The sequence below is a fragment of the Psychrobacillus sp. NEAU-3TGS genome (genome assembly GCF_029955155.1).
In the GTDB taxonomy this organism is placed as follows: Bacteria; Bacillota; Bacilli; order Bacillales_A; family Planococcaceae; genus Psychrobacillus.
In genome coordinates this window covers 505498-531837 of record NZ_JAPNOZ010000010.1, presented here as the reverse complement: position 1 = coordinate 531837, position 26340 = coordinate 505498, and the positions used below count along the sequence as shown (strand labels likewise).

22 protein-coding genes are annotated in these 26340 nt (G+C 33.8%); 15 read left to right on the top strand and 7 right to left on the bottom strand.

The window, feature by feature from the left end:
- Window positions 1-141 precede the first annotated feature (141 nt).
- The 5 genes from OR571_RS11110 (at window position 142) to OR571_RS11090 (ending at window position 6692) form a co-directional block, all read left to right on the top strand.
- The gene (locus OR571_RS11110) at window positions 142-903 is read left to right on the top strand and encodes an SDR family NAD(P)-dependent oxidoreductase (RefSeq protein ID WP_282242860.1); all 762 of its coding nucleotides are present in this window, start codon (window positions 142-144) and stop codon (window positions 901-903) included.
- Between the two features lie 23 nt (window positions 904-926).
- On the top strand, window positions 927-2285 hold the full coding sequence (locus tag OR571_RS11105; protein ID WP_282242859.1) for a glutamine synthetase family protein: 1359 nt from the start codon (window positions 927-929) through the stop codon (window positions 2283-2285).
- 57 nt (window positions 2286-2342) lie between these two features.
- Complete coding sequence (locus OR571_RS11100; protein WP_282242858.1) at window positions 2343-3797, top strand: NAD-dependent succinate-semialdehyde dehydrogenase; 1455 nt, start codon at window positions 2343-2345, stop codon at window positions 3795-3797.
- Between the two features lie 99 nt (window positions 3798-3896).
- Entirely contained in the window at window positions 3897-5432 is a 1536-nt protein-coding gene (locus tag OR571_RS11095) for an APC family permease (RefSeq protein ID WP_282242857.1), read from the top strand.
- A 798-nt stretch (window positions 5433-6230) separates the two neighbouring features.
- A complete protein-coding gene (locus OR571_RS11090) occupies window positions 6231-6692 on the top strand; it encodes a hypothetical protein (RefSeq protein WP_282242856.1) in 462 nt (153 codons plus the stop codon).
- A 185-nt stretch (window positions 6693-6877) separates the two neighbouring features.
- Here OR571_RS11090 and OR571_RS11085 read toward each other — a convergent pair whose 3' ends face one another.
- Both OR571_RS11085 and OR571_RS11080 read right to left on the bottom strand, forming a co-directional pair.
- Entirely contained in the window at window positions 6878-8191 is a 1314-nt protein-coding gene (locus OR571_RS11085) for a hypothetical protein (protein ID WP_282242855.1), read from the bottom strand.
- A 161-nt stretch (window positions 8192-8352) separates the two neighbouring features.
- Window positions 8353-8631 carry a hypothetical protein gene (locus OR571_RS11080; RefSeq protein ID WP_282242854.1) on the bottom strand — a complete coding sequence of 93 codons (279 nt, stop codon included), beginning with the start codon at window positions 8629-8631 and terminating at the stop codon, window positions 8353-8355.
- 343 nt (window positions 8632-8974) lie between these two features.
- On the opposite strand from OR571_RS11080, the gene OR571_RS11075 reads away from it, so the two are divergent.
- From OR571_RS11075 to OR571_RS11040, 8 genes are all read left to right on the top strand, one after another.
- Window positions 8975-9949: a helix-turn-helix transcriptional regulator gene (locus OR571_RS11075; protein ID WP_282242853.1), complete on the top strand. Its 975-nt coding sequence runs from the start codon at window positions 8975-8977 to the stop codon at window positions 9947-9949.
- Between the two features lie 207 nt (window positions 9950-10156).
- Window positions 10157-11137: a dynamin family protein gene (locus OR571_RS11070; RefSeq protein ID WP_282242852.1), complete on the top strand. Its 981-nt coding sequence runs from the start codon at window positions 10157-10159 to the stop codon at window positions 11135-11137.
- Between the two features lie 30 nt (window positions 11138-11167).
- On the top strand, window positions 11168-13465 hold the full coding sequence (locus OR571_RS11065) for a dynamin family protein (protein WP_282242851.1): 2298 nt from the start codon (window positions 11168-11170) through the stop codon (window positions 13463-13465).
- Complete coding sequence (locus tag OR571_RS11060; RefSeq protein ID WP_282242850.1) at window positions 13462-13989, top strand: hypothetical protein; 528 nt, start codon at window positions 13462-13464, stop codon at window positions 13987-13989. The genes OR571_RS11065 and OR571_RS11060 overlap by 4 nt, the downstream gene beginning before the upstream one ends.
- Before the next feature lie 26 nt (window positions 13990-14015).
- Window positions 14016-17006 (top strand): ATP-binding protein, encoded by a 2991-nt coding sequence (locus OR571_RS11055; protein WP_282242849.1) that lies wholly within the window; start codon window positions 14016-14018, stop codon window positions 17004-17006.
- Complete coding sequence (locus tag OR571_RS11050) at window positions 16976-17281, top strand: hypothetical protein (RefSeq protein WP_282242848.1); 306 nt, start codon at window positions 16976-16978, stop codon at window positions 17279-17281. The genes OR571_RS11055 and OR571_RS11050 overlap by 31 nt, the downstream gene beginning before the upstream one ends.
- A complete protein-coding gene (locus OR571_RS11045) occupies window positions 17278-17814 on the top strand; it encodes an HNH/ENDO VII family nuclease (protein WP_282242847.1) in 537 nt (178 codons plus the stop codon). The genes OR571_RS11050 and OR571_RS11045 overlap by 4 nt, the downstream gene beginning before the upstream one ends.
- Window positions 17814-18203, top strand: a complete 390-nt coding sequence (locus OR571_RS11040) for an SMI1/KNR4 family protein (protein WP_282242846.1) — start codon at window positions 17814-17816, stop codon at window positions 18201-18203. The genes OR571_RS11045 and OR571_RS11040 overlap by 1 nt, the downstream gene beginning before the upstream one ends.
- Before the next feature lie 1097 nt (window positions 18204-19300).
- Here OR571_RS11040 and OR571_RS11035 read toward each other — a convergent pair.
- The 5 genes from OR571_RS11035 to OR571_RS11015 all read right to left on the bottom strand — a co-directional run bounded on the left by OR571_RS11035 (window position 19301) and on the right by OR571_RS11015 (window position 24228).
- The gene (locus OR571_RS11035) at window positions 19301-19573 is read right to left on the bottom strand and encodes a helix-turn-helix domain-containing protein (RefSeq protein ID WP_282242845.1); all 273 of its coding nucleotides are present in this window, start codon (window positions 19571-19573) and stop codon (window positions 19301-19303) included.
- 36 nt (window positions 19574-19609) lie between these two features.
- On the bottom strand, window positions 19610-20278 hold the full coding sequence (locus OR571_RS11030; RefSeq protein WP_282242844.1) for an AroM family protein: 669 nt from the start codon (window positions 20276-20278) through the stop codon (window positions 19610-19612).
- Window positions 20279-20285: 7 nt separating this feature from the next.
- A complete protein-coding gene (locus OR571_RS11025; protein ID WP_282242843.1) occupies window positions 20286-21437 on the bottom strand; it encodes an amidohydrolase family protein in 1152 nt (383 codons plus the stop codon).
- Window positions 21434-22534: an amidohydrolase family protein gene (locus tag OR571_RS11020; protein ID WP_282242842.1), complete on the bottom strand. Its 1101-nt coding sequence runs from the start codon at window positions 22532-22534 to the stop codon at window positions 21434-21436. The genes OR571_RS11025 and OR571_RS11020 overlap by 4 nt, the downstream gene beginning before the upstream one ends.
- 83 nt (window positions 22535-22617) lie before the next feature.
- On the bottom strand, window positions 22618-24228 hold the full coding sequence (locus tag OR571_RS11015; RefSeq protein WP_282242841.1) for an ABC transporter substrate-binding protein: 1611 nt from the start codon (window positions 24226-24228) through the stop codon (window positions 22618-22620).
- Window positions 24229-24448: 220 nt separating this feature from the next.
- Here OR571_RS11015 and nikB point away from each other — a divergent pair, with 220 nt between their 5' ends.
- Window positions 24449-25417 (top strand): nickel ABC transporter permease, encoded by a 969-nt coding sequence (gene nikB / locus OR571_RS11010; protein ID WP_282242840.1) that lies wholly within the window; start codon window positions 24449-24451, stop codon window positions 25415-25417.
- A complete protein-coding gene (locus OR571_RS11005; protein WP_282242839.1) occupies window positions 25414-26307 on the top strand; it encodes an ABC transporter permease in 894 nt (297 codons plus the stop codon). The genes nikB and OR571_RS11005 overlap by 4 nt, the downstream gene beginning before the upstream one ends.
- The last annotated feature ends 33 nt before the right edge of the window (window positions 26308-26340 follow it).

Below are 26340 nucleotides of genomic sequence, written 5' to 3'. Positions count from 1 at the left end.
CGTTGGTCTATTTTACATTTAAAGCACATATCTTAATCGTATTGGATAGTCAATATTAGTAATGGAGAATTACAAATTACAGAAAGTAAATTGTACCTCTCCTATTGTTGAGATTATAAAATGCAAAAGGAGTGTTAAAGAATGAAATTAGAAAATAAAGTTGCAATTGTGACGGGTGCAGGTTCTGGAAATGGTCGAGCAATAGCTCTGCGTTATTTACAAGAAGGTGCGAAAGTTGTGATAGCAGATATCAATTTGGATGGGGCAGAAGCTACACGTAAAATGGCCACAGAAAACAGTGAATCGATTGCAATAAAAGTAGATGTAACGAATAAACATGACGTCGAAAATATGGTGAAAAAAACAGTAGAAGAGTTTGGTGAAATAAATATCCTAGTCAATAATGCAGGAATTGTAGCTTTTTCAAGCTTTTTAGAAATATCCGAGGATGAATGGGACAAAGTGCATAATGTTAATTTGAAAGGTCCTTTTTTATGCTCTCAGGCAGTAAGTAAAGTCATGATTGAACAGGGAAATGCCGGACGTATTGTGAACATTACTTCTGTAGAAGCGCACAGAGTGGTTTCTAGCAGTGGGGAATGTCAACCGCATTATAATTCCTCTAAAGGCGGCTTGCTAATGCTATCAAAAGCTATGGCATCAGAATTAGCGAAACACAAAATCACTGTAAATAATGTAGCGCCTGGGGTAGTCGATACTCCTTTTACCCAAGAAAATTTAAAAAAACCAGAAATAAAGAAATGGATTTTAGATCGAGTACCCATTGGAAGAGTTGCACAACCAGAAGATATTGCAAATGCTACATTATTTTTAGCTTCAGACGACTCAGGATATATAACTGGAACTACTATTTTCGTAGATGGTGGTTGGACTGTACATTGAAACTATAAAAGGAGAGGAAAAGAATGGGGAAAATGAAGTTAGAAAATCTGATAGAGCTTGTCGATAACGGACAGATTGAAACCGTTATTATTGCAGGTGTAGATATGCAAGGAAGACTGTTTGGGAAAAGAGTACCTGCTAAACAATTTTTGAATTTTGCAGAAAGTGGAATTCATACTTGTGCGCTCAATTATTCTTGGGATATCAGTTTAGAGTTTGTAGATATCGATTTTTGTAATTGGAATACAGGAATGCACGATATTCGAATCGAACCAGACTTATCTACTTTACGTTTATATCCCTGGTCACCTAAAACGGCCTTGGTACTTACTTATAGTTATAACAAAGATGGTTCGGAAGTGACGATATCTCCGAGAAATATGTTGCGTAAGCAAATTGAAAAGTTAGAAAATATGGGGATGACAGCATTTGCTGCATCGGAATATGAATTTTATGTATACAAAGAGTCATCCGAAAGTGCAAAAGAGAAAGATTACAAAAATCTAGTTCCTCTTTCCAATTACCCAATCGATTATTCTTTGTACCGCTTAACATTAGATGATTGGTTCTTATCAAAAATAACTAATTATCTAGAAGAAGCAGGAATTGAAATTGAAAGCTTAAAAGGGGAATGGGGTAACGGTCAAATTGAATTGAACGTCAAATACTCAGAAATACTTGAAATGGCAGATAGAAGCGCCATTTATAAAACAGGAGTGAAAGAGATTGCGGCCTTAAATGATTTGATGGTTACATTTATGGCTAAGCCAAGTTCGGATACAAATGGAAGCAGTGGACATACGCATATTAGTCTTTGGGATAAAGATGGAAAGAGAAATCTTTTTTATGATGCAAGTAAAGAATTTCAACTAACCGAGACAGGAAGGTATTTCTTAGGAGGTATGATTGCATTAGCTCCGGAAATGATGTTATTTTATGCTCCCTATATCAACTCTTATAAGCGATTAACTTCAACCGAAGGGGCTCCAAATACGCAAAGTTGGGGTCTAGATAATCGAAGCACATCTTTCCGATTAGATGGAGAGGGAAAATCATGTCGTATCGAGAATCGCATCCCTGGATCCGATGTTAATCATTATCTCGTGTTTTCCGCTATGCTTGCATCAGGTATGCATGGCATAAAAAATAAGATTGATATTCCAGAAAAAGTAACAGGAAATGCAAGTATTCAAGAAGATTTAAATAAACTTCCTAAAAATTTAATGGAAGCTGTAGAGAAATTTGAGAATAGTGATGTGGCAAAAGAGTTTTTTGGAGAAGATGTGGTGAAACACTATTTAACCATGGCTAAATTTGAGATTACGGAGTTTTTAAACTATGTAACAGATTGGGAGAAGAAAAAATACTTTGAGTTTATCTAAGAAAATAAGATTCAAAATAGCAGTCTATAATAAATGATAACATTCAGGAGGAAAGTGATGGGAATTGATATAAAAACGTTAAACACACTTTGGATTAATGGTGAAAAACTAGAAGTCGAAGCGAAAAGAAGTGTTAAAAATCCTGCAAATGGTGAAAAGGTCGGGGAATTTTCTGATGGGGGTCGAAAAGAAACTTCACTTGCAATTGAAGCTGCTTCTGTAGCTTTTCCTCAGTGGGCGAAATTAACGGCAGAAGCAAGAAACGAATATTTACTAAAGTGGTCAGAAAATATAGAGAAGAATAAAGAAAAACTTGCTCTATTATTAACAACAGAACAAGGGAAATCAATAAATGAGGCTCGAGGTGAAATTGAAGGATGCAGGAAATTATTGCAGTGGTTTACAGAAGAAGGACGAAGAATTTATGGAGAAATTATTCCTGCTTCTAATCCAAATCAAAAACTATTTGTATATAAAGAACCTCTTGGCGTAGTTGGTCTGATAACCCCAATGAACTTCCCCGCAGCCACGGTGATGAGAAAAGTGGGATCTTCTCTTGCTGCAGGATGTACAATCATTTTAAAGCCGTCAGGTCAAACTCCTTTAATCGCATCGGCATTATTTGAATTATTAATAGATACTGGTATTCCAAAAGGTGTCGCCAATTTTGTCACTGGGAATTCAAATGAAATTGGCACGGAATTAATGGAAGATTCTCGCGTAAGAAAAGTCTCGTTCACAGGGTCTACCATAATCGGGAAAAAGTTAATGGATCAAGCTTCTCGTAATGTAAAGCAACTTTCTTTAGAGCTTGGAGGAAATTCACCTGCGATTATTTTCCCAGATGCAGACTTAGATAAAGCAGTTGAATTAGTAGTTGCAAATAAATTCGAAAACTGTGGACAAGTATGTAATGGTATTAATTTAATATATGTGCACAAAGACATTCTAGAGGAATTTACTGAGAAGCTTGTTGAAAAAGTAAGTACGATTAGAGTGAATGTAGGTACTGAAGAGGATTGTGATATTGGTCCATTAATCGATCGAGGAGCATTGGATAAAGTGCATGCTCTTGTTGTCGATGCACAAGAGATGGGTGCTGAAGTATTAATAGGGGGAAAACAATTAATAGATGAGCAATTTAAGAATGGGAATTTCTATGCCCCAACTATAGTGACCAGTGTAACAAATGAAATGAAAATTTCCCAAGAAGAAATATTTGGGCCAGTTGCAACAATTCTTTCTTTCACTGATGAAGAAGAAGTAATAAAAGTTGCAAATGCTACACCTTACGGTTTAGCAGCATATATTTTTACCAATGATTTAGCTCGAATTAATCGCTTAATAGCAGTAGATGGAATAGAAGCGGGCAATATTGCAGTTAACGGAACCTCTTTGGCTTATGTACAAGCACCGTTTGGTGGGGTTAAAGAAAGTGGAATGGGTCGTGAAGGTGGGAAACAAGGATTGGAAGAGTATTGTGAATTAAAATACGTAGTCTTGAACTATTAATGTTATAACCGATACTCAATTTCTTAGGTGGAATCACTCTTTTGTAATACCACTGATTGTTAGTGCTATATAGAAAACTTCTGGATGGGAGTGAGAAATTTGAAGAAAGATGGAATGCGAAATTCAAACAGTACGGGAAAGCTAGAAAGAAATTTTGATTTATCATCTGCTATTATGATGAGTGCTGGACTTGTAATTGGTGTTGGGTTATTTACTGTTTCAACTAATGCAGCAGGATACTTAGGACCTTCCCTTTTACTCGGAAACTTTGTCGCACTAGTCATTGCACTCTTAACTTCATTAGTTTATGCGGAATTAGCAGCGATGTATCCATTTACAGGTGGAAGTTATGTTTATGCATATGAGACTTGGGGAAAGCTAGGTCCGTTTTTCGGATTTCTTATTGCATGTACTGTAATTGGAGGCTATTTTGCAGTAGGGGCAGAAGCTCTAGCATTTGCGAACTATTTTCTTAGTACAATAGACTATATCGGTATTTGGAATATTATGATTGACGGAGAAGCTCCATATACGGTAGCAGCTGCAATTGCATCTATCTTAATCTTATTATACACCATCATTAACTGGCATAAAACTTCAAATGTAGCTTTGTCTCAAAAAGTGATTATGTTGTGTATGTGGGGAGCAGCATTTATTTCAATTTTAATAGTAACCTTCACATCACTTGACGTGAAAAATTATCAAGACTTTTTTCCAAAAGAATTAGATGCTAGCACATTTATCATGGCACTTACATTAATTTGGTGGGCATATGCTGGACAAGAAGTAATCGGTACTATGGCAGAAGAAATTCGATTTCCAACCATAACAATTCCAAGAGCATTAATCTTAGTTCCATTTGTTATTTTTGCAGTAACCACTACTTTACAATGGGTAATTATTGGAATTATTCCCGATATAACCGTTCTTCAAAATGCAAGTGCCCCATTTGCATTAGCGCTAGAAATAGCTGGGGTAGGAACCGTAACATTCTTGTTATTTATGCTAGCGGAGTTTATGGGTAATTTTTCTACGGTTAATCCATTATTAACTGGATCTTCTCGTATATATTATGCACTTGGAAAGAACGGATATCTACCAAAGGCGCTTGGAAAACTATCAAAACGTAATACACCAGCACTTGCAGTATGGATTGCAGGTCTTAGTGCTATTGTTCTATTAATAACAAATAATTTATTATTGATCGCACAGTACACAGCATTTATGTTTTTATTTCTATATGGATTTATCGCGATTACTCATATGGTAGCACGTTATACACGTAAAGATATAGCACGTCCATTCAAAACTCCTCTATTCCCAATCATTCCTTTATTAGTACTAGGGTTCGTAATTTGGATGATGACAAGCTTACCAAAAGAAGTCATTATTGGAGGTATTGTCTGGCTTGCTGTAGCGGCGGTATTCTATTTAATATGGACTCGTCTTCCTTATGGTAAAGAAGAACGACAAAAATCCGATTTCTTTAAACATAAAGCAAAAGAAATACATCTACCTACACCAGAAGAAAAAATTATGCTTGATAAAGAGTTTAAACGATTCTCGATTAGACTAGGCATTGTTCTAATAGCTTGTGTTTTGTTCTATTTAGTTACCTATTTAATGGGGAGATGAACATTGAGCAATAAGAATGCATCCTTTTCAACAGTAGCAATTTTTTAATTGAATATACGGCTAATTTTTTTGTTTGCTACAGCTGCTTAGAACGATTTTGAACAGGACATATATGTAAAAAGAAAAAACATTATTATAATTTATTTATGTGGTAGTCGGTGAACTAGCACCGAACCTTGTATTAGATTATTTGTTCTTCCCTCTACAGACGTTGAAATTAATCTTTATACCCAAATTATTGATACTTATGGATTAGATATTTCCTATAAAGGATTTATGAACCTGTTGCAAAACAAGTCTACTTGGAAGCTAATTTATAAGTATGCAATTGCAACAACATTGAAATTGTCTATTATGGATATCTTTGTTTTGATAGAAGTAGATGTTGATAAAGTCCTCAGTGAGAAGAGGGTATGGAAGCAAAAGTATGCAAAAAATAAATAAAATGGCGTTCCTCTGTTAGAAACAATTAACGTCAAATAACTCCATTTCTAAATTTCATATAGCTATATGATAATTTCCTATTCTCCGTCTGCATATATTGCTTCAAGAATGCGGCAGATACTTTTTCAAGTTCTTCATCTATTTCAATTTCTGCTAAGAAAACTGATAGAGGCTACGAATGCTGAGTTGTTCCTTTATTAGAAATCACTCGAAACTATATCGATGACAAATGTGCTTTCCTCAACGAAAAGATTTTAAAAATAAAATTATTTATAAATATTGTTCGTTGGATAATTAACTTGTCAAAATCATATCCTCTTCATATAAATTATTTTAACAAAGGGGATATGCATGATGAGAAAAAGGCAAAGAAGCATCCTCTTAATATTTATTATCCTATCCTTCTGTTCATTAATTGTGTTGATAAGTGCCGTTAATTATCTGTTTTCCCCGAGCTATCAATCTAAAAAAGTAGTAGAAGCGTTTTATACTCATGAACAAATTGGCCACTTTGCTGAATCATGGGAGTTACTTCACCCTTATATGAAAGACAGATGGAGTAAAGAACAGTTTATGGCTGATCGTTACCATGTTTTTATTGGTCATTTTGGTACCGATACTTTCCAATTTACAATAGAGGAAAACAGTGAAGTTAAGGATTGGAAAATGGCAGAAGAATTACAACCATTTGATGTAGCCTACAAATTTAATGTTATTCAAACCTATGAAGGAAAATACGGAAAGTTCAGCTTCCTACAAGAAGTATATGTCGTTAAAGAGGAAGAAGAGTGGAGGATATTGTGGGATTATAATTAACCGATTAGAAAAAATATCTTGTAATTAAAAAGTTCTATACCGCTCTTTCAATTTACTTTAGTATTATTATCAACGCAAAAAAAGTTTTCAGGTGAAAACACAAGTGGGGATTTAGCTAAGAGCTAAATAAACGGTAAATAACACTCACCTAGAGATAGGTGGATGCTATTTACCGTTTACTATTTCTATATAGTCTCACTTTCCATATTCTCTTGTAAGTGCTGATAAAGCTGTTGTTGATATTTATGAATTCGATCGGAGATACTTGCAGTTGGATTCATTAGCTCAAGGTCATGCAATATTCCTTCATAATGTGGATAATGGTACTGTTTTTCTTTTAAAGTAGCTTCTATATCTTTTTTGCTAGCGATACATAGATTGACATTTATTAATTTTGCAAAATACTCCTCAAAATAGAACGCTTTTTGAAAAAACGTTGTTGGTTTATCCTTTAAGAGGTCGTTTATAATGATGTTTAATTTTTCGCGAGCATGAATAGATGTATTCATGAGGTCCATCCAATTCGCTTGTTGATCGACATCTTGAAATAGCTGTAGAAAAAACATTGCTCTTGCATGGTTAAATGAAATAAATCCAGTCCACATAATATCATCTTTTGAGTAAATAGCAGCTTTTAGAAAGGCATTTTGTGCTTCTTCTAAATACATAATGACAGTATTTCTTGAAGTGTAATCAAGGATATGAATATTATTAATAATGCCTTTTGCTATGTTTATTTCATATAAATCTCTTTCTTGAAGGCGTAAGCGATTTATTATAAGATCAAGCGCTTTTTGTCGATAGTATAAGCCTAGATAATTATAGTAAACAGTTTTAGATATAGGATTTTTAAGTATATTTCCGCGTACTTCTAAAATGGAAGAAGGAATATTATTATTGTCTGCATTTACTAATTTTTGATGGTTCAAGACATGTTTTAATAGTTTAACTGTTTCTTCAATCAGCAGTAAATTTCCAGTACTGACTGCCATTAAAGTCTTAAGCCTTTTATCCACAATGGTTAATATATCATTCATTTTTTTTATGTTTTTTGGTTGATTGTTATTGGAGGTGGTTAATAAAGACGGGAAAAATGCAATTAAATCCATGAAGTACTGTAAATTATCTGCAAATTCAATTGCTGTATTAGAATTTTTCTTAAAAAGTATCTCTAAATCCCTGTACAATCTTTCGGAAACTTTATGATCATCCTCCATATTATACTTCTTTAGAAGTAGAGGAATAGAAGTTACATAATCAGTGTTCTCTAAAACGTTACCTTGCATTTTGTTAACAGCATTTACACTATCGATGGATACATAGGTCCGCATTGCAATATCAAATGCAACAATAGCTATGACAATTGAAACTGCTGTAATGGAAAAGTCGACGCGATCCACTGTATTTTTAAATTTAGAGACTTTGATAGAAACGAAAACACATGTGATTAGTGCCAATACTAATACGGGATAAACATGTATAAGCTTAAGTTTTCTCAAGTAAAATCTTCCTTTATAAATTTTTATTTAATTATAGCAAGAGAATTAGACTTTTGTCCTAGCTTTTTTCAAATTATCTATTTTCATTTACCTGTTTTAAACAATCTCCTCAACGAATAAAAAAATCACTCTTCACTAATAAAAGTGAAAAGTGATTTCGTTTAATCGTTGGTGTCTTCCGTTGAATCGTTTATGGTACCCTCTTCTTGCATTTCTGGTTCCTCGTTTTCTTCAACTTCTTCCACATTTTCTTCATTTGCTTCGTTTTCTTCATTTACTTCTACTTCGTTCTCAACACCTGCATCGTTTTCTCCATCCTCTTCTATCACTGGTTCATTCACTTCAATTTCATCCACATCTGTATCGTCGTCACCACATGCACCTAATATAAATAAAGACGATAATGCTAAAGGTAGAGCAACTCTATTTCTTTTCATCATTATAACTTCCTCCTTAAATAATCTAGTATTGTACTAATATATATGTACCTTATTTTTTACGTGTTTAAACTTGTCTCGACAATTAGCAAACAAACGCTTCAAATTGAGACAATATTAATAAGATTATCTCCAAATACGTCTGCGGTTACACATTTGCTGAAATCAAATGCCTATTTTATTAAGAGAAATTTGTATTTTAGTATATTTGTCATGGTATAATTTACATATTCTCTATTATTCCATTGTATCTAGATTCTTTACATTGCAAGAAGGTCTTTAAAAGGACATTATATGTCCTTTTGATTTTGTATAATACTTATAAAGTACTGTTTGGAGAGGTAAAATGTCTAATCAAAGTCATAGTCAAATTAGTAGAATTTTATCTATGTATGAAAACTTACGTAAAGGGAGGGGGATTAATAAAAAAATAGAGTCTCAGCGTTTTCAGGTAGATGAGAAGACTATTCAAAGAGATATTAAACATCTTCGAGATTACTTGGAAACACAAAAACAAAATGAGTTTTTAGAATATAATCGAATTTCTAAAGAATATCTACTACATACAAGTAAAACCTCATTTTTAAAAAATGATGAGATTTTTGCTATTGTAAAAATCTTAATAGAATCTCGCGCATTTCCTAAGTGGGAGATGCAAAGTGTTACGGAAAAGTTGACTCACCTAGTAGAGCCAAATAATCAGCGTTTTATGAAACAAATGATATTAAATGAAAAGCATTTATATGTAGAATTGGCTCATAAAAAATCTGTAACTTCTCTATTATGGAGTTTAGCGCAGGCTATTTATTCTAAGAGAATAATTGAAATCCAATATAAAAAAGAATTTGATCAAATTGGAAAAGAACGATTATTAAAACCAGTAGGTATTGTTTTTTCCGAGTATTACTTCTACTTGATTGCTTATCAAATAGAATATGATTTTGATTTTCCAACCATATATCGTATTGACAGGGTTAAGAGTTTGAATGTCTTAGATAGAAGATTTGAAATGCCTTATGCTAATCGCTTCCAAGAAGGAGAGTTTCGAAAACGAGTTCAGTTCATGTATTCAGGTGAACTAATGACGATTAAATTTAAATTTACGGGTTCATCGCCTCAATCTGTACTTGATAGACTACCAACAGCCCGAATTGTAAAGGAAGTAAATAATTGTACAGAATTTATGGCCGAGGTATATGGAGAAGGTATAAAAATGTGGTTATTAAGTCAAGGACGTCATATTGAAGTTTTGGAACCGCAAAAGTTAAGAACAGAGCTACATGAAGAAATTACTAAAATGAAGAGTACTTATGAAAGTTGAATTTAGCTTGAATAAATTTTTTTATTGGATATAGAATTTTAAAGAAGGTGTTTATTTGAAGAATGAATCTACAGTCTATAAAAAAATTGGTTAACCATTATCTATTACTTTACCAAAAAATACTCAACGGAATTAGAGGATTCAAAAATTAAACTACAGCATTATGCAACTGAGTTATTTGATAAAGAAATAGAAGAAAATTTTTACATGGATCAAAATCTACGTATTTTTAAAAAAAATAATCTCTATTTAAAACGTTATAGAGAATATGCTTTTGAATTAATTAGTATTCTAAGCAAAATTATTATAAAGACAAAAAAACAAAACGATATTGTTAACGAATTAAGTACTCGGTTAAATATAGACAAGGAGGAGGTTGAAAAAATATTCTTGAACAGAGTGAATAAGCGAATTTTAGTGACAGCAACAATGAGCGCAGGAAAATCAACTCTTGTGAATGCGTTAATAGGAAATAAAATTATGGCAACTAGTAATGAATCCTGTACAGCTAAACGATTTACTATTACGGAAGATCCTACTATAGGTAATCAAGTAATTTATCATTACGAAAATACTAGAGTAAGAGTTAAAAATGACGTACATAATATATTACATAAATTTAAAGGTAATGAAATAAATATGCATACAAAAATGTTTCATATGGATGATAAATATTTATGGGAAATAGTCGATACACCTGGAGTTAACTCATCAGCAGATCCAGACCATAAGAAATTAACAGAATCGCTTATCAAAACGAATAATTTCGACGTTTTATTGTATGTAATGAATGGAAATCATTTGGGAACGCATGATGATTTGCAACATTTGAAATTTATAAAAGAGCATGTGGATAGCAAAAAAATTATTTTTGTTATTAATAAAGTTGATCAGTATAGGAAGTCGGAAGATTCTATTGAGGAAAGTTATAGTAAATGTGAACTTTATCTAAACGAACTAGGATTTACTACTCCTACAATTCAACCAATTTCTGCATATGCAGCATTTTTACTAAAAAAAGAATTATTAAGTAAAGAATTAAATGAGGATGAAGAAGAAGAAATCTTACATTTTAAAAGAAAGTTTAATCGTGAACAGTATGATCTTTCATGGTATCAGGGACTTTCCGTTGAAAAGTCGAATGATACTAAAAAAGATTATTGGAAAAATGCGGAATGCTTGCTGTAGAAAAATTAATTGTTGGGAAGGAAGTTACAATTGGCTAAAGTATTTATTAAATATAATCCTTATAAATTAGAAACATTAATATTAATTGATGATAATAAAGTTGCAGAGAACAGTATTTTGAATGTAGGTTCGAAGAGATTACAAGAATGGGTAGAGCAATTGCCTGTCTTTTTACAAGAAGAATGTAATGAAGAAAATTTTGAACTTACTTTTGTAGGAACTTTGATGGATTTTGAAGATATTCAAGAAGCAGTGAAGAAAGCTAGTGAAACAGGTATTCAGATAGACCCAATACACTTACCAATTAAAGAAGTAGCACATATGGAATTTGCCATTGAAGAAGTATTTAATGAAATTATTAATGGACCAATTGAAGAACTTAAAACAAAAGATTTACAAGATGCCTTTAATAAAGCATTAAATGATGAATTTGAAATTACAGTTGTGGCTACTATGAGTGCAGGAAAGTCAACGTTAATTAACTCGCTTTTACAACGCAAAATTATGCCATCTAGTCAAGAGGCATGCACTGCAACAATTTCTCGTATTAAAGATACTGATGACGAAGAATTCTTTGCAATAGCTTATGATGACCAAGGTAATAAAATAACAAGTGTAACAGACGTACAATTGGAGAGTATGGCAAAATTAAATGCAGATGAAACTGTTTCCACCATTTGTTTAGAAGGTAATATTCCATTTACATCATCTGATGAAATGTCTTTAGTGCTGATTGATACGCCCGGACCAAATAACTCACGAGACGAGAGTCATTTAAAAACTACCTTTAAAAACTTAGATGAATCTTCTAAAGCATTAGTATTATATATATTAAATGCTACACAATTAGGGGTTAATGACGATTCGAAACTATTAGATGCAGTAGCTAACAGTATGAAAGTGGGAGGCAAGCAGTCGAAAGATCGCTATTTATTTGTCGTAAATAAATTAGATCAATTCCGTAAGGGAGACGATAATGTAGAGGTATCATTAGCAAAGGTACGAAAATATTTGGCTGATCGAGGTATCCATGAACCTAATTTATTCCCGACGGCAGCTTTATCTGCACTCGATATTCGGGGATTACTAAATAATCCAAGTGACATTGATGAAGATTTAGAAGATGAAATTTTAATGACTGCTCGTAAGTTAAACAGAAATAATCAGCTTCATTTGGAGAAATATGCTACGTTGACACCGAGTATTAAACGTAAGCTTCAAGAACTTTATAACCAAGTGGATGACGGCGATATTGGAAATCTCTCCACAGCTTTAATCCATAGTGGGATTCCAGCGGTTGAAGAGACTATTAAATTATATGTAGAAAAATATGCTCGAACTGCCAAAATTAAAAATGTAGTAGATACATTCCAAAAGAAACTTGAAAGTTCTAAAGCATTTGAGGTAACTAAAAATTTAATTGCTGAAAGTACCGAGCGTCATGAACAAATTAAGAATCAAATAAAACAAATAAAAGAAAAGTTGAACTCCGGAGAAGAGGCAGAGCAATTTAAAAAGAAAATAGATGCTCTGGATGTCTTACCACAAGTAAAAAAAGAGTCGAAAAAATTGTTAAACGAACAACAACAATCAATTGATGAATTTTTAACAGGAACTATTAATGAAGAGTTTACGCATGCTGAAGCAGATACATTCATTAATAATCTGACAAACTATTCAAAGCAAGCAAATGCAAAACTAAGCGCTGGTTTAGAGAAGATTATTAATGAGCAACTTGTAGAAACAGCAATGAAATTATTAAATGAATACAAAGATAAAATTGTGAAACTTATAGATGGGATGAACCGTGAGGATTTAATTTTTGAGCCATTTGAATTAATTGCAGCAGAAATTGATTTGAATAGCGAACGTAATCGGATCATTGATACAGCAACATTTACTGAACGTGTAAAAGTAGGGACAGAAACTTACCGAAACCCTGAACGTGAGGGATTCTTTGGTAAATTGAAATTTTGGAAGAAAAAAGAACTAACAAGAGATGTTTATGAAGAAATAGAAAAAATTAAGGCTCAAGTTATTGCAGATGAATTTGTAACACTTTTAGAAGAGCATACTAGAAAGTTAGTTAAAGAAACAGAAAATGAAGCGAAAGAAAAAATGAAATTACTAAAGTTTGATTATCACCGTAAATTTGAACAAGTCGATCAGATATTACGTGACAAATTAAATGAACTTGGAATCTATACTGCTGATGCAGAGTCCATTCAACAGCTTATTCAAGAATCTAAAGAGAAACTTGCTTGGTTAGAACGTATTGAACAAAAAGTAAATAATATTATAGAAATAGAGGAGGTTGTTTATTCATGATAACCGAACAATATAAAACTGCTGTCCAATCAAAAGATATAGAACGGGTAAAGATCATGTTAAAAAATAGCTTAACGCAAGATTTAACATTCAATCAGTTCAAAGCAATGCTAGATTATACGTTAAAGTTCTTACCAAATATTATCGAAGAGCATGATAGAGAAACATTTGAGTCTAAATCTAACTGGACAAAACAATATGCAAGTTCTCTAAAGAATGATTTAGTAGACAATTTTTCAGCAGAACGTATTGCACATATTAAAGAGGTACAAACATACGTATATGCTGATGAAATTTCTAAACAAAAAATACCAACAACTAAACCTCAGCATCGCCCAGAATCGGCTACAAATATAGATAGTAAATCTATGGCGACACTAATTGCAATATTAGGTGTAGGAGCTGCTTCAATTTTGTTTGGTGTTATTAAGGGATTGAGTATTATTACAATTGCCACAACATCAGTTATTGCTTCATGTGTAGTTGGTGGAGTTACCTATTATTTAGTAAAGAATCGTAATTGAATATACATAACTAAAGAGGTGTTCTAGTGGTAAATTTACAGGTTCAGAAAAAAGAACAAAGTATAGCTATTCCTCATTACAAAAGCTTCGAACAACAGTTTGAAACTGCTTTCGAAGTGGTTGATGATGTGGTACTTAAAAATTACATTACCAAGTTAGAAGATATGAATGTTATCCCGTTAAATAATCAAATGGTCGAAAAGAATTTAGCAAAGAATGTTCGAATGTTTAAGATCAATGAAATTGTCTACTCCCAAGATGAAGATGCTACTTATAAATTATCTAGCGTTTTAAATGCGGTAGCTGTAACAGATAGCTCTGTATTTATCATGGTTGATAGTGACGGTACAAGTGTTGACTTTTACATGGGTATTCGTTCTTTAAATGAATCTAATAGTACTAAGACATCCTATGATACTTTGAAAAATGCAATGAATGGGCATTTTCCAGGAATTAAAACAGAAAACATGTTAAAGGATGATATCGAGGAATTATTAAATAGTAATGAATCAAGTTCCATATCGATTGTGACAGGTGTTGCGAATTATAAGGATTCAGATTTGAAGGACAACAAATCGTTTATTCAAGGTCTTGAGAAACTTGCTCTTAGTATGCAGGGAGAAGTATTTACTGGTGTGATTTTAGCTAATCCAGCGAATGCACAGCAATTGACTGAAGTTAGAAAGCAATATGAAAATATTTATTCGATGCTTGCTCCATTAGCATCTACGCAAATATCATATGGGATTAATGACTCTATTAATGAGATGAAAACTTATACTGTAGGAAATAGTATTGGAGAAACAGATACACTAAACACTTCTTCTACAAAAACAAGTGGGGAATCTCACACAAAGAATACTTCTAGTGCTACTTCTAAAAATACTGCTGGAAGTAGTGCTGGTAAAGTTGCAGCAGGGGGGCTAGCCGCTGCTGGTGCTATATTAGGAACTGTAGTAGCACCTGGTGCAGGTACAGTAGCTGGAATGGCTATAGGTGGAGCAATAGGTGGCGCTTTAGGAGGAGCTGTAGCTGCGGTTACGCATAAAACTGTTTCTGATACAGCAGGTGTATCTACGGGAACAACTACAAGTGAGGCAACTACAACGGGCAATTCTACATCTAAAACAAAAACAGTTACAGATAGTGAATCTGATGCAAAAGGATTTACAAGAGGTAACTCTGAAACAATTCAACTGACCAGTCAAAACAAAACCATCCAAAATTATTTGCAACGAATTGATCAGCAATTAATTCGTCTACAAGAGTGCGAAAATTTAGGGATGTGGGAATGTGCAGCTTACTTTATGTCAGATACACCGTATGCAGCTGATATTGCGGCTGCAACCTATAAATCATTAATGCAAGGTGAGAATACAGGCGTTGAGATTTCGAATATTTCAAGTTGGTCAAATACAGATAGCGATGTAAAAGAAATCAATAAGTATATTCAAAACTTTATACATCCAACCTTTACTTATGAAAATAATGGTATAAATTTGCCTATAATACCAACATCTTTAGTGAGTGGTAAAGAATTGGCTATCCATATGAGTTTACCGAGAAAATCTGTTAGTGGATTCCCAGTGATTGAACACGTTGAATTTGCGCAAGAAGTGATTAGTTATGAAAAAGAAAGTAATCGTTTTGTTAATTTAGGTGCGATATTTAATATGGGAAGTATATTAAAAAATCGTGTGAAGTTAGACTTGCAAAGTTTAAGTATGCACACATTAATCACCGGTTCGACTGGCTCGGGGAAATCCAATACTATCTATGAATTATTAAGTCAATTAGAGATGCAGGGTATTAATTTCTTGATAATTGAACCTGCTAAAGGTGAATATAAGCATATTTTTGGCTCGGATAGTAAAGTAACGGTATTAGGTACAAATTCCAAAAAAAATCAGCTACTTAAAATTAATCCGTTTAAATTTCCAGAAGATACACATGTTTTAGAGCATATCGATCGATTAGTAGAAATTTTCAATGTATGCTGGCCAATGTATGCAGCCATGCCGGCCATTTTAAAAGAGGCCATTATCCATAGTTATGGTGAATGCGGCTGGGACTTGGACAATTCTATTAATGCGAATGGTGAAAATGTTTATTACCCGACATTCAAGGACTTATTAAATAGTTTGGAAGTTGTCATTAATCATACAGCGTATGATGCTGAAACTAAGGGGAATTATATCGGTTCACTTGTTACAAGAGTAAAATCACTAACGAATGGTATTAATGGACAAATCTTTTGTGATACTGAACTAGATAACAAATTGCTATTCGATTCTAATGTTATTGTAGATTTAAGTCGCATAGGGTCTTCAGAAACAAAATCACTTATTATGGGTATTTTAGTGATGCGTTTGAACGAATATAGAATGGCTAACGCAGAAGGACTAAATTCCCCTTTAAAGCATGTTACTGTCCTAGAAGAGGCACATAATATATTAAAAAGGACATCTACGGAGCAGTCTTCAGAAGGTGCTAATATGGCTGGGAAATCTGTTGAGATGCTATCAAATGCAATAGCAGAGATGCGTACGTATGGGGAAGGATTCATTATTGTTGATCAATCACCAAGTATGTTAGATTTGTCTGCGATTCGAAATACAAATACTAAAATTATAATGCGGTTGCCAGATGAGGCAGATCGTCGCCTTGTGGGTAAAGCAGCCGGCTTAAAAGATGAGCAAGTAGATGAAATTATAAAGTTACCAAAAGGGGTAGCAGCCATTTATCAAAATGATTGGTTAGAACCTGTCTTATGTCAAATTAATCATTTTGATAAAAAACCAAAAATATATGAATACAATGACTTGAATTTGGCTTTGTCTGATAAAAAGACAAACATTTCAATATTGTGTAAGTATCTGTTACAAGGCAGAATTAGAACTGTTGAAGAGGTCGATAATGTAGATGTAAAGGCAGCATTGGAAGGATTAGTTTTACCAACCAAAGTAAATTTACAAGTTGATCATTATTGCAAAATAAGGAATATGCTTATAAATTAGTAGATAAAGATCACTTTGATACGATTGCTCATATTGTAACAGAACTATTGGAGGTTAAGAGTTTATTCACTCAATGGTCGTCTAAATCAAATGATATTGAAATTATAAATAAACTGTTGGCTGAGCATATCTCTAAGCAAACAAGCAATTTAAATAATGAAATTAAACTTGCAATTTCACAATGTATATTGAAAGAATTTTCTACTGAAAATAACAAGAATTTTGAACTGTATAAGACCTGGATAGAGGCAGTAAGAGGAGGGAAAATTCGATGATCGAAACGATAAAAGCTATCGAAACCCCCATAAAGGAAAAAGTCGAAGTAACATTTGAGAAAGATACAAGGATTGATTTAGATTTCTCTTTACATGAGGTACCTATAGAAGGTGAAAAAAAGAAATATCTTTCTTTAGAGGAAAGTTTTGATGAAATATCAGATGAAGAGAGAAAAATCTATGATGATGCAAACGTTGAGGCAAATGAAGTAAATGATAGAGAGTGTTTAACTCGAACAGACATAGACTATGAAGCTGTAGATGGACGTGGGAGAACAAATCTAGAAAGAATGTCAGATGGTAAACCACCTCTAATTGATGGCAAACCAGTCGAACTTCATCATATTGGTCAAAAGCAAGATGCACCTTTAGCTGAATTAACTCAGACAGAGCATCGTGGTCCAGGAAATGATGGTATTTTACATGATAAAACAAATGTATCTGAAATTGATCGTAATGAATTTAAAAAGGAACGAGAGCAACATTGGAAGGCTAGAGCAGAGGAAATTATAACTGAAAGAGGGGAAAAGTAATGTCATTTATCGAAAAGATTAGAAATAGTGATTCAGAAGTTTTTGATGGTGTGAATGAAGAAGAAATCTTGGCTGCCGAGCAACAATTAGGTATTAAATTTCCTAAAACATACCGTGAAATTTTAGCTGAATTTGGTTCATTAGAAATCGGATCTGAAGAAATTTTTGGATTAGGTGTTGAAGGGTACCTAAATGTTGTTGAAACGACATTAGAAGAACGTAAATTAGCTAAAGGCGAGTTAGATAAATATATAGTAATTCAAAACTTAGCAATTGATGGTTTATTAATTGTTGTTGATGAAAATGATAATGTATATGAATATGCGAATGGTAACTTTAAAAATTTACTTAGTTCTACTGCAGAGTATATAGAAAGTCAGTTACTTTGAAATCCAAAAGGTGGTATAGTCATCGACATCAAAGAAATTAAATAAGAATCAAAATACTCTCTACGGAGAGTGTTTTTTTGACTGAACTTTTCCCCAAACATTGGTTCCTACTGCCTGGGAGAGACACACGAAAGTAATTCGTTTTGAAAAGAATAATCTTAAATATGTGGAAATAAGTGCACACTCAACTCCGGAAAGTGATGCATACGTTCCTTACGTGCTTTATATTATTTTTAGAGAAGAAAACGGGAATTATAAAGTAGATGATATTCAATGAATTTCAGATGAGTATGAAACAGAAATATTTAGTTGAACGTATTCTTAACCGTTTAAACGCATCAAATAAGATTTATCTATCACATTAGTTTAATATGTATCAATATTTTTTTTGACTGTCATTATTAATGCAAGGGAGTTAATTAAGGAAAGGATAATATTTATTTGAATAGCTTCTGAAGGCGCAAATAGCAGCAATAAAAAAGGTGTGGCCATAATCATATAAAGAAGTGTTCCAAGCCTATACCCCATATATTTTATATTATATATGATTCTATTAGATAGCTTCTAACATTATAGAGTCTTTTTATGATATTAGCTTTTAATTTTAAATTCATGATGTCTCAATAAGCATCAAATAATGCACCCTAAACTACTAGGTGTGCAAAAAGAATTCTAATGTGGTGGCTCTAGTTTTTTCTTTTCCGGTGTTTGTCCCTGCAAAGTATATCAACAACAGGGGTTGTTATCACAGCTATTCTTAACTGGTACAGCTATGCTTGTTTGGCGTTCTAGTTTGTATGCCATTCCTGCAGTATTATTGGTTTGATTCTAGGGCAAATGCTATTAAAATATATAAATAGAAAAGTATTTAAGACTTTTACATATATCCTTTTAGGCGGTACCGGGATTTATCTATTAATTGATAGTATTTTATCTCTGTGACTTGTACGTATTCATTCATCTCTACAATGTTAAATAGATAAACAACAAGTAAATGACCATTGTTTTCAGGGGAAAAAAGAAGTACCAATCACAGAAATTCCTTACATACCCACCCCCATCAAAGGGATCTGAAAACAATGGGGTCTTCTATCAGTTTAGGTGACATCTTGTGTATTGATGTTTATAAGCTTGTAATAATTCTTTTCAATTTCTTTTAATCGCTTGATTTCGTATTGTGCAACTGAAGTGAATCCATTTTCCCCATATTCTTTATATATTTTTATCCATGTGGTAATGGAATTAACGCTCACATTTAATTCTGTAGCAATGTCTTTTCGGGATCGTTTTTCTAATAGAACTTCCTGAACTGCATAAAGTTTTTGCTCACAAGACGCTTGGATATGTCTTTTTCTACGGAGACCATGCATGGATTATCCCACCTAACTCTTATTAATATTAATGGATTACAGCAATTCTGCTAAATTGGCATAGATAATATTACGTGCGATAATTACTGGTTTGTTTGTATGCTCCTTTATTATGTTTTTCATTTCATTGGAATATCCCATACAGTCTAAGAGAATTGCTTGTACTTGTGACTCATTTATTCTTTTGGTTGCTTGAACAAATTCTTCGTGTGACCCACCATATGGTGAAGTGGAAGTAATATACGTTTTGAAATTCACTTCATTCCATTTATCCGAAATCATTTCCGATTGTTCGATTAAAGGTACGATAACCCCTAGTTCACCCTCTCGAAGTAAACCCTTTACTGCATAATTTAATAGAAAGTCGGGATAGATAACAGGGATTTCCGATAAGAAAAAAGGAAATTTCCCTGTACAAGCAAGTAATATCAAATCTATCTCTGTTTTTTGACAATCATCAATGAGTTTTTGAATGATTGGGATTACTTTTTCTTTGCTCACTACTACGCTTTTTCCATTTTTTAATCGTGAAACTAATGTTGTTTGGCCATCTTCCACACATAGACTTTGAATTTCCTCTATTGATAATGAATCTAAAACTCCTTTTTCAATAATTCTAGTATCATTCGGTAAATATGATCGGAGTGGAGGAATCATATCAGTACGAGGAGTTTGGCCGATTGTGATGACACATATTGTTTTCATGAGCATTTCAATCTCCTCTTTTGTATACTTGTTCTCCATTAATATACGTTTCTACTATATTTGCTTCTGTTTCAAAAGGCGGATGGGACCAAATAACAAAATCTGCGTCTTTTCCAATTTCTAGTGAACCTACTCTGTTATCAATCTTTGTTAATTTTGCAGCTTCTATCGTTATGCTTCGCAATGCGGTTGTTTTACTTAGACCATATTTGACTGCTTCAGCAGCACAATAATATAAATACTGGATAGGAATAAAAGGATGATCTGTCATAATTGCAAATGGAATACCTGCTTGTTCAAAATGCATAGGTCCTGCAGGAGTTGAATTTCTAGTTTCATACTTACTAGGAGGAAGCATAAATGGTCCCAATGTTACGTGTGCTTTACTGTCTTTAATAGCATCTAACATTAAATGTCCTTCCGTACAGTGTTCTAAGGAAAGTTCTATATCGAACTCTTTCGCAATACGAATAGCAGTTGCAATATCATCTGCACGGTGACAGTGAAGATGGAGCGGCATTTTATGTTCCAATACTTCGATGAATGGATATAGATTAGATCTGTTTTTTAGTACGGCTTCTTTTTCTGTCTCTGATAGTGCGAGGGCTTCTTGAAAACCTTTCCGTATGATTTCTGCAACTGCCATTCGAGTCATTGGTTTTTCCTTACTATTACCAAACACATTTTTTGGGTTTTCTCCCAATGCTCCTTTTAGTCCGCTTCGCTCGATAATTATTCTTTCTTTTAAAGAGCGTCCGCTAGTTTTTAATATCGTCCAAACTCCACCGATGGGATTGGCACTACCTGCTCCTGTTTGTATAGTTGTTACCCCGCCTTGAACAGCTAAGTCAAAAGAAAAATGCCGTATATCTATTCCATCTATTGCGTTCATTAGTGGTGTGAATGGAGAAGAGTATTCATTTGCATCATTAATCTGTTCATTGATTTCACTCCATAAACCGACATGCGTATGTATATCTATCAAACCAGGGGTAATGATACAGCCATTTTTATCTTCAATTATTGCATTCTCTGGTGGAGTTTTATCACTTCCTACATATAAAATCTTGCCATTTTCCACCCAAATTTCTGCGTTTTCATAGTATGAATTTTGTTCATCCATTGTAACTATCGTGCAATTTTTATAAATTGTCGTCATTTCCAATCACTCCCTTTATAAACTTCTTTTCCTTTAATAAACGTACTCAATACTTTAGCTGTTAAATTAAGAGGGTGTTGGTCCCATACGACAATATCTGCATATAGACCAGTGGTTATAGAACCAGTTAAATGATCTATTTGAAGAATTTTTGCAGCGTCTGTTGTTAAAGATCGCAGGGCGTTATTTCTTGAAACACCTTCACGAATGGCTAACGAACTCTCTAGTTTTAAATGAGATACTGAGCTAATAGGGTGGTCTGTTGCGTTACATGATAAAGTATCTGTCGTTTGTAATTGATTAAAGAGGGAGGGATGCAAATTTTTTAGTTCAAATCTTTCGATTGCTTGAAAAACTGGGCCGGCAATTACCTGGCTAATTTCTTTTTTTGCATCCGTGTCTATAAGTGCAAACTCTGTCGCATGGACAAGTGTGAAATTTGCTTGAAGCTCTTTTTGAATTCGGAGTGCTGTTTCTATATCATCGGCACGATGGCAACGTATAAAAAAAGGAAAATCAAGTGGTAATCCATCCACTCTTAGCTTTTGTATTGTTTGTCTAATAATATTTGCAATACCCATACGTGTTAATGGCTTTTTAGTAAAGTCAAAGAATGCTTTTTTGGGAACGTCACCCATAGAAAAAGAGAGTCCTACATTATTTGTTATAAGCATTTCATCTACGGTTGCACCGTCCATATGGATAATTGCAGAGTATGCACCAACTACGTTTTCAGCAGTGGACATAATATGTGCGCTAGTAACTCCAGTAGAAATGGCTAGTTTAAAGGAAGGATCAAATGGATATATACCGTCTACAACAGATAAAATAGTATTTGTCTCTTGAGTAGGCTCATATGAATCATTGCCTTCCCAACGGATACCAGTTTCTTTCAAACCAATTTGAGAGCAAGCATCTATTAAACCGGGTGTAATATATAAAGTGGATGCATCTATATTTTGATAAAGGTTCTCTTGTTCGATGGTAGTATTACAGTCTAAAATGGCATGTATATATTGATTTTTCATCACTAATTTCTTCTTCTCGAATTCATTGGAAGTGGGATTTAGAACGTATGCATGGTTAAATATAATCATTTTGCTCTTCCTTTCATTTAAAAGAAAAGCAGAGAATATATTAATCTCTACTTTTCTCGGATATATTTAGATGTAATTATTTGTTATTTCTCTAACCATACGTTTGTACCATTTGGATTGACGATTGAAATAGAGAAGTCAGGAGAAACATCAAAGCCTTTTACTTTTTTCGTAATTCCTGCTGCTGCTTCTGTATTTTCTAACTCAATACGAGGAACATCCTTTAAGATTAGTTTAAGTGCTTCTTGATAAAGTGTTGCACGTTCAGCTTGGTCAACTGTTTCTGATACTGCACGATTCAATAACTCATCAACTTCTGCATTTTCATATCCTTTTCCATTACCTAATGCTCCAAGCTGATCAGTGTGGAATAATTGGTATAAGTAGAAGTAAGGGTCTGGATACCATGTCCATCCTCCAATAGACATCGGAGCATTTCCTTTAGAAACAGTATCGCTATATGTTCCCCATTCCACAGTTTTAATCTCTACATCAATATTAAGGTTTTTCTTCATTTGATTTTGGAAGATTGTCGCATATGGAACTCGAGCTTCCGCTACATAAATTTCAGTTTTGAAACCATCTGGATAACCTGCTTCTGAAAGTAAGGCTTTTGCTGCTTCCGGGTCAAATGTTGGGACAAGCGCTTCTAAACTTTCATCATATCCCCATGAATCTTTAGGAATAGGTAGAAGGGAAGGGACTGCTCCACCCCATTGGTTTACACCTTGGACAATTTCTTCTACATTTGTAGCTTTATAAATTGCTTCTCGGACTTTAGGATCCGCAGTAGGTCCAACTTTGTTATTTAAGTCTAGATAAACTGTAGCAAGTGCTGATTTTGAAATTAACTCTAAATTAGTATCTTGCTTAATTAATTCTCGGTTTTGTCCTTTGACATCCGTAGCGATGTCGATGTCACCAGAGCGAAGTGCATTTGTCATCATATTAGGATCAGAAATAATTTTAACCGTTACCCCATCTAAATGAGGCTTTTCTCCCCAATACTTATCATGACGTACAAGCTCAACTTGTTGATCTTGTTGCCAGTTTTTAATCTGAAAAGGTCCTGTTCCTACAACGTTTGAACCGAAGTTGTCTCCCCAGCCTTCTACTTCTTCTTTAGCTATAATCATATTTCCAGCGTCTGTAAGCATTGCTAATAGTGCGGCATTTGGTGATTCTAAGTGAAGTTTGACCTCGAATTCTCCGGTCACCTCAACGCTTGTTACCCCTCTAAGGCGATTCATCGCAGATTCTTTAGCAGAACGTTCTAAGCTATATTTTACGTCCTCTGCTGTCATTTGACGCCCATCTTGATATTCGCCAGGTTGGAAAAATACATCATCTCTTAATGTGAAGGTGTATTCTTTCATATCTTCTGATACTTCCCAGCTCGTTGCTAGGGAAGGTTGAATCTCACTTAAATCTTTACTGTAAACAACTAAAGTATCGGAAACCATTCTCATTATTTGAGATTCATATACCCCAGTATATTTAATAGGATCAAGCGTTTTAGGGTTTGCTGATAAGCCTAGACGAAGTGTACCTCCATCTTGAGGTTCTCCAGTGGTATCCCCATTTCCATTAGAAGAAGATTCTTCATTAGAAGATGTTTTTCCAGAACAGGCTGCAAGTACTAACACCGAACATAAAACAAGTATTAGTAGTGATAAGTATTTCTTCTTCAACATATTTATAATCACTCCTTTTAATTGATTCACATTGTGAAACGCTGTATCACATGATGAATTGTTAACTAATTTATCACATGAGAAAAGAAGTGTAAATGGTTTTTTAAAAATGTTTAGATAATTTTTAATTTTATATTTACAAATAATTTTCAGGGTGATAAACTTTTTTTAATTCACATTGTGAAACGGTGATTCATATAGTGAAAAAAGGAGGGGTTTTATGGGTAAATATATACTTAAACGTTTAGTAGACTTGCTACCAACTATATTTGTCGTAGCTATTATTGTATTTGTCATAACACGTTTAATACCTGGTGATCCGGCTGCAGTTATGTTAGGACCACAAGCAAGTGTAGAAGACATACAAGAGTTAAGGGATGATTTAGGATTAAATGAACCATTGCATACACAATTCTTTCAGTATATTGGGGACTTAGTCCAAGGAGATTTCGGAGTTTCACTAACTTATAATCAACCAGTGATTTCGTTAATTATGGATAGATTTCCTAATACACTTATTTTAGCCATTTCAGCATTAGTAATAGCGTTATTAATAGGAATTCCAGCAGGTATTATTTCAGCGTCAAAGCAAAATTCAGTAATGGACTATACGGTTATGGTTATTTCGTTAATAGGAGTCTCTATTCCTATCTTTTGGCTAGGAGTCATGCTTGTACTGTATTTTAGCGTGAATTTAGGTTGGTTTCCTGCTACCGGAATGGGAACGATGGATGAAGGGTTTATCACATACATTAAGCATTTAGTGTTACCGAGTATTACACTTGCAACGATTCCCATGGCTACTTTCGCAAGAATTACACGTTCTAGTATGTTGGAAGTAATTTCTCAAGACTATATTAAAACAGCCCGAGCAAAAGGGATAAAAGAGTTTTTTGTTATAGGGAAACATGCATTTAAAAATGCATTAACACCTATTTTAACTGTACTCGGTATGCAAGTGTCTGCCTTATTAGGAGGAGCAGTTTTAACAGAAACAATTTTTAGTTGGCCTGGGATGGGCCGGTTAATAGTGGATGCAATAGATAAACGAGATTTTGTAGTAGTGCAAGGAACAGTTCTATTCATCGCTATAATTTTTGTACTAGTCAATCTATTGATCGATGTTTTATATAAAATTGTGAATCCGCGTGTAAACTATTCTTCTGGAAAAGGAGGAACAGGAAAATGACATCTACTCAACCTTCATCTATAGAAACAAGAGAAGTGAAGAAAAAGGAAATAAATGAGCGAAGTTTTATACGTAAGTTGTTGAAAAATCGAATAGCTGCATTCGGTTTGTTCGTTACTATTTTCATGACAATTATTGCAATACTCGCACCACTAATTGCTACACATTCACCGAATGAGATGGATATTACACATAGTCTACTAGGGGCTGGAGTGGATGGACACTTACTTGGGACAGATAATTATGGGCGTGATTTATTTAGCCGTATTGTTTATGGAGCCAGAATTTCTCTGATTGTAGGAGTATCTGCCGTTGTATTTGGGGCAGTATTTGGTACGTTTTTAGGCTTAATAGCTGGATACTTTGGCGGGAAATTAGATTCTCTTATTATGCGTACAATGGATGGATTATTTGCTTTTCCTTTCATCCTACTTGCAATAACTTTAATGACGGTTTTGGGTCAAGGGTTAGTTAATGTAATTATTGCGATTGGCGTAGCTAATATACCAGGGTTTGCACGAATAGTACGAGGGCAAGTATTAAGCGTAAAAGAGGAAGAATTTATAGAAGTTACTCGTTCTTTGGGTGCAACCCACGGAAGAATCTTATTTCAACATGTGCTACCTAACTGTTTAGCTCCATTAATTGTATATGGAACGATGAGTATTGCGGGAGCTATTATCTCTGAAGCCGCATTAAGTTTCTTAGGATTAGGAGTTCAGCCACCAACAGCTTCATGGGGGAGTATTTTGAAAGATGGCAAGGACTTTTTAGTACTTAATCCACAAATGGCCACTTTTTCTGGACTAGCTATTCTTATAACGGTCTTAGGGATAAATTTATTCGGTGACGGGCTAAGAGATGCATTGGATCCTAAAATGAAAGTTTAACTATATTTAGTGGAAGCAAGTACGCTAATGCGT

What these genes read in the sequence shown, in the direction of transcription:
- OR571_RS11005 (WP_282242839.1), top strand. Translation starts at nt 25,414, where the DNA reads ATGACATCTACTCAACCTTCATCTATAGAAACAAGAGAAGTGAAGAAA.
- OR571_RS11060 (WP_282242850.1), top strand. Translation starts at nt 13,462, where the DNA reads ATGATAACCGAACAATATAAAACTGCTGTCCAATCAAAAGATATAGAA.
- OR571_RS11015 (WP_282242841.1), bottom strand. Translation starts at nt 24,228, where the DNA reads ATGTTGAAGAAGAAATACTTATCACTACTAATACTTGTTTTATGTTCG.
- OR571_RS11080 (WP_282242854.1), bottom strand. Translation starts at nt 8,631, where the DNA reads ATGATGAAAAGAAATAGAGTTGCTCTACCTTTAGCATTATCGTCTTTA.
- OR571_RS11105 (WP_282242859.1), top strand. Translation starts at nt 927, where the DNA reads ATGGGGAAAATGAAGTTAGAAAATCTGATAGAGCTTGTCGATAACGGA.
- OR571_RS11100 (WP_282242858.1), top strand. Translation starts at nt 2,343, where the DNA reads ATGGGAATTGATATAAAAACGTTAAACACACTTTGGATTAATGGTGAA.
- OR571_RS11110 (WP_282242860.1), top strand. Translation starts at nt 142, where the DNA reads ATGAAATTAGAAAATAAAGTTGCAATTGTGACGGGTGCAGGTTCTGGA.
- OR571_RS11045 (WP_282242847.1), top strand. Translation starts at nt 17,278, where the DNA reads ATGATCGAAACGATAAAAGCTATCGAAACCCCCATAAAGGAAAAAGTC.
- OR571_RS11040 (WP_282242846.1), top strand. Translation starts at nt 17,814, where the DNA reads ATGTCATTTATCGAAAAGATTAGAAATAGTGATTCAGAAGTTTTTGAT.
- OR571_RS11070 (WP_282242852.1), top strand. Translation starts at nt 10,157, where the DNA reads ATGGATCAAAATCTACGTATTTTTAAAAAAAATAATCTCTATTTAAAA.
- OR571_RS11025 (WP_282242843.1), bottom strand. Translation starts at nt 21,437, where the DNA reads ATGACGACAATTTATAAAAATTGCACGATAGTTACAATGGATGAACAA.
- OR571_RS11090 (WP_282242856.1), top strand. Translation starts at nt 6,231, where the DNA reads ATGAGAAAAAGGCAAAGAAGCATCCTCTTAATATTTATTATCCTATCC.
- OR571_RS11020 (WP_282242842.1), bottom strand. Translation starts at nt 22,534, where the DNA reads ATGATTATATTTAACCATGCATACGTTCTAAATCCCACTTCCAATGAA.
- nikB (WP_282242840.1), top strand. Translation starts at nt 24,449, where the DNA reads ATGGGTAAATATATACTTAAACGTTTAGTAGACTTGCTACCAACTATA.
- OR571_RS11030 (WP_282242844.1), bottom strand. Translation starts at nt 20,278, where the DNA reads ATGAAAACAATATGTGTCATCACAATCGGCCAAACTCCTCGTACTGAT.
- OR571_RS11075 (WP_282242853.1), top strand. Translation starts at nt 8,975, where the DNA reads ATGTCTAATCAAAGTCATAGTCAAATTAGTAGAATTTTATCTATGTAT.
- OR571_RS11035 (WP_282242845.1), bottom strand. Translation starts at nt 19,573, where the DNA reads ATGCATGGTCTCCGTAGAAAAAGACATATCCAAGCGTCTTGTGAGCAA.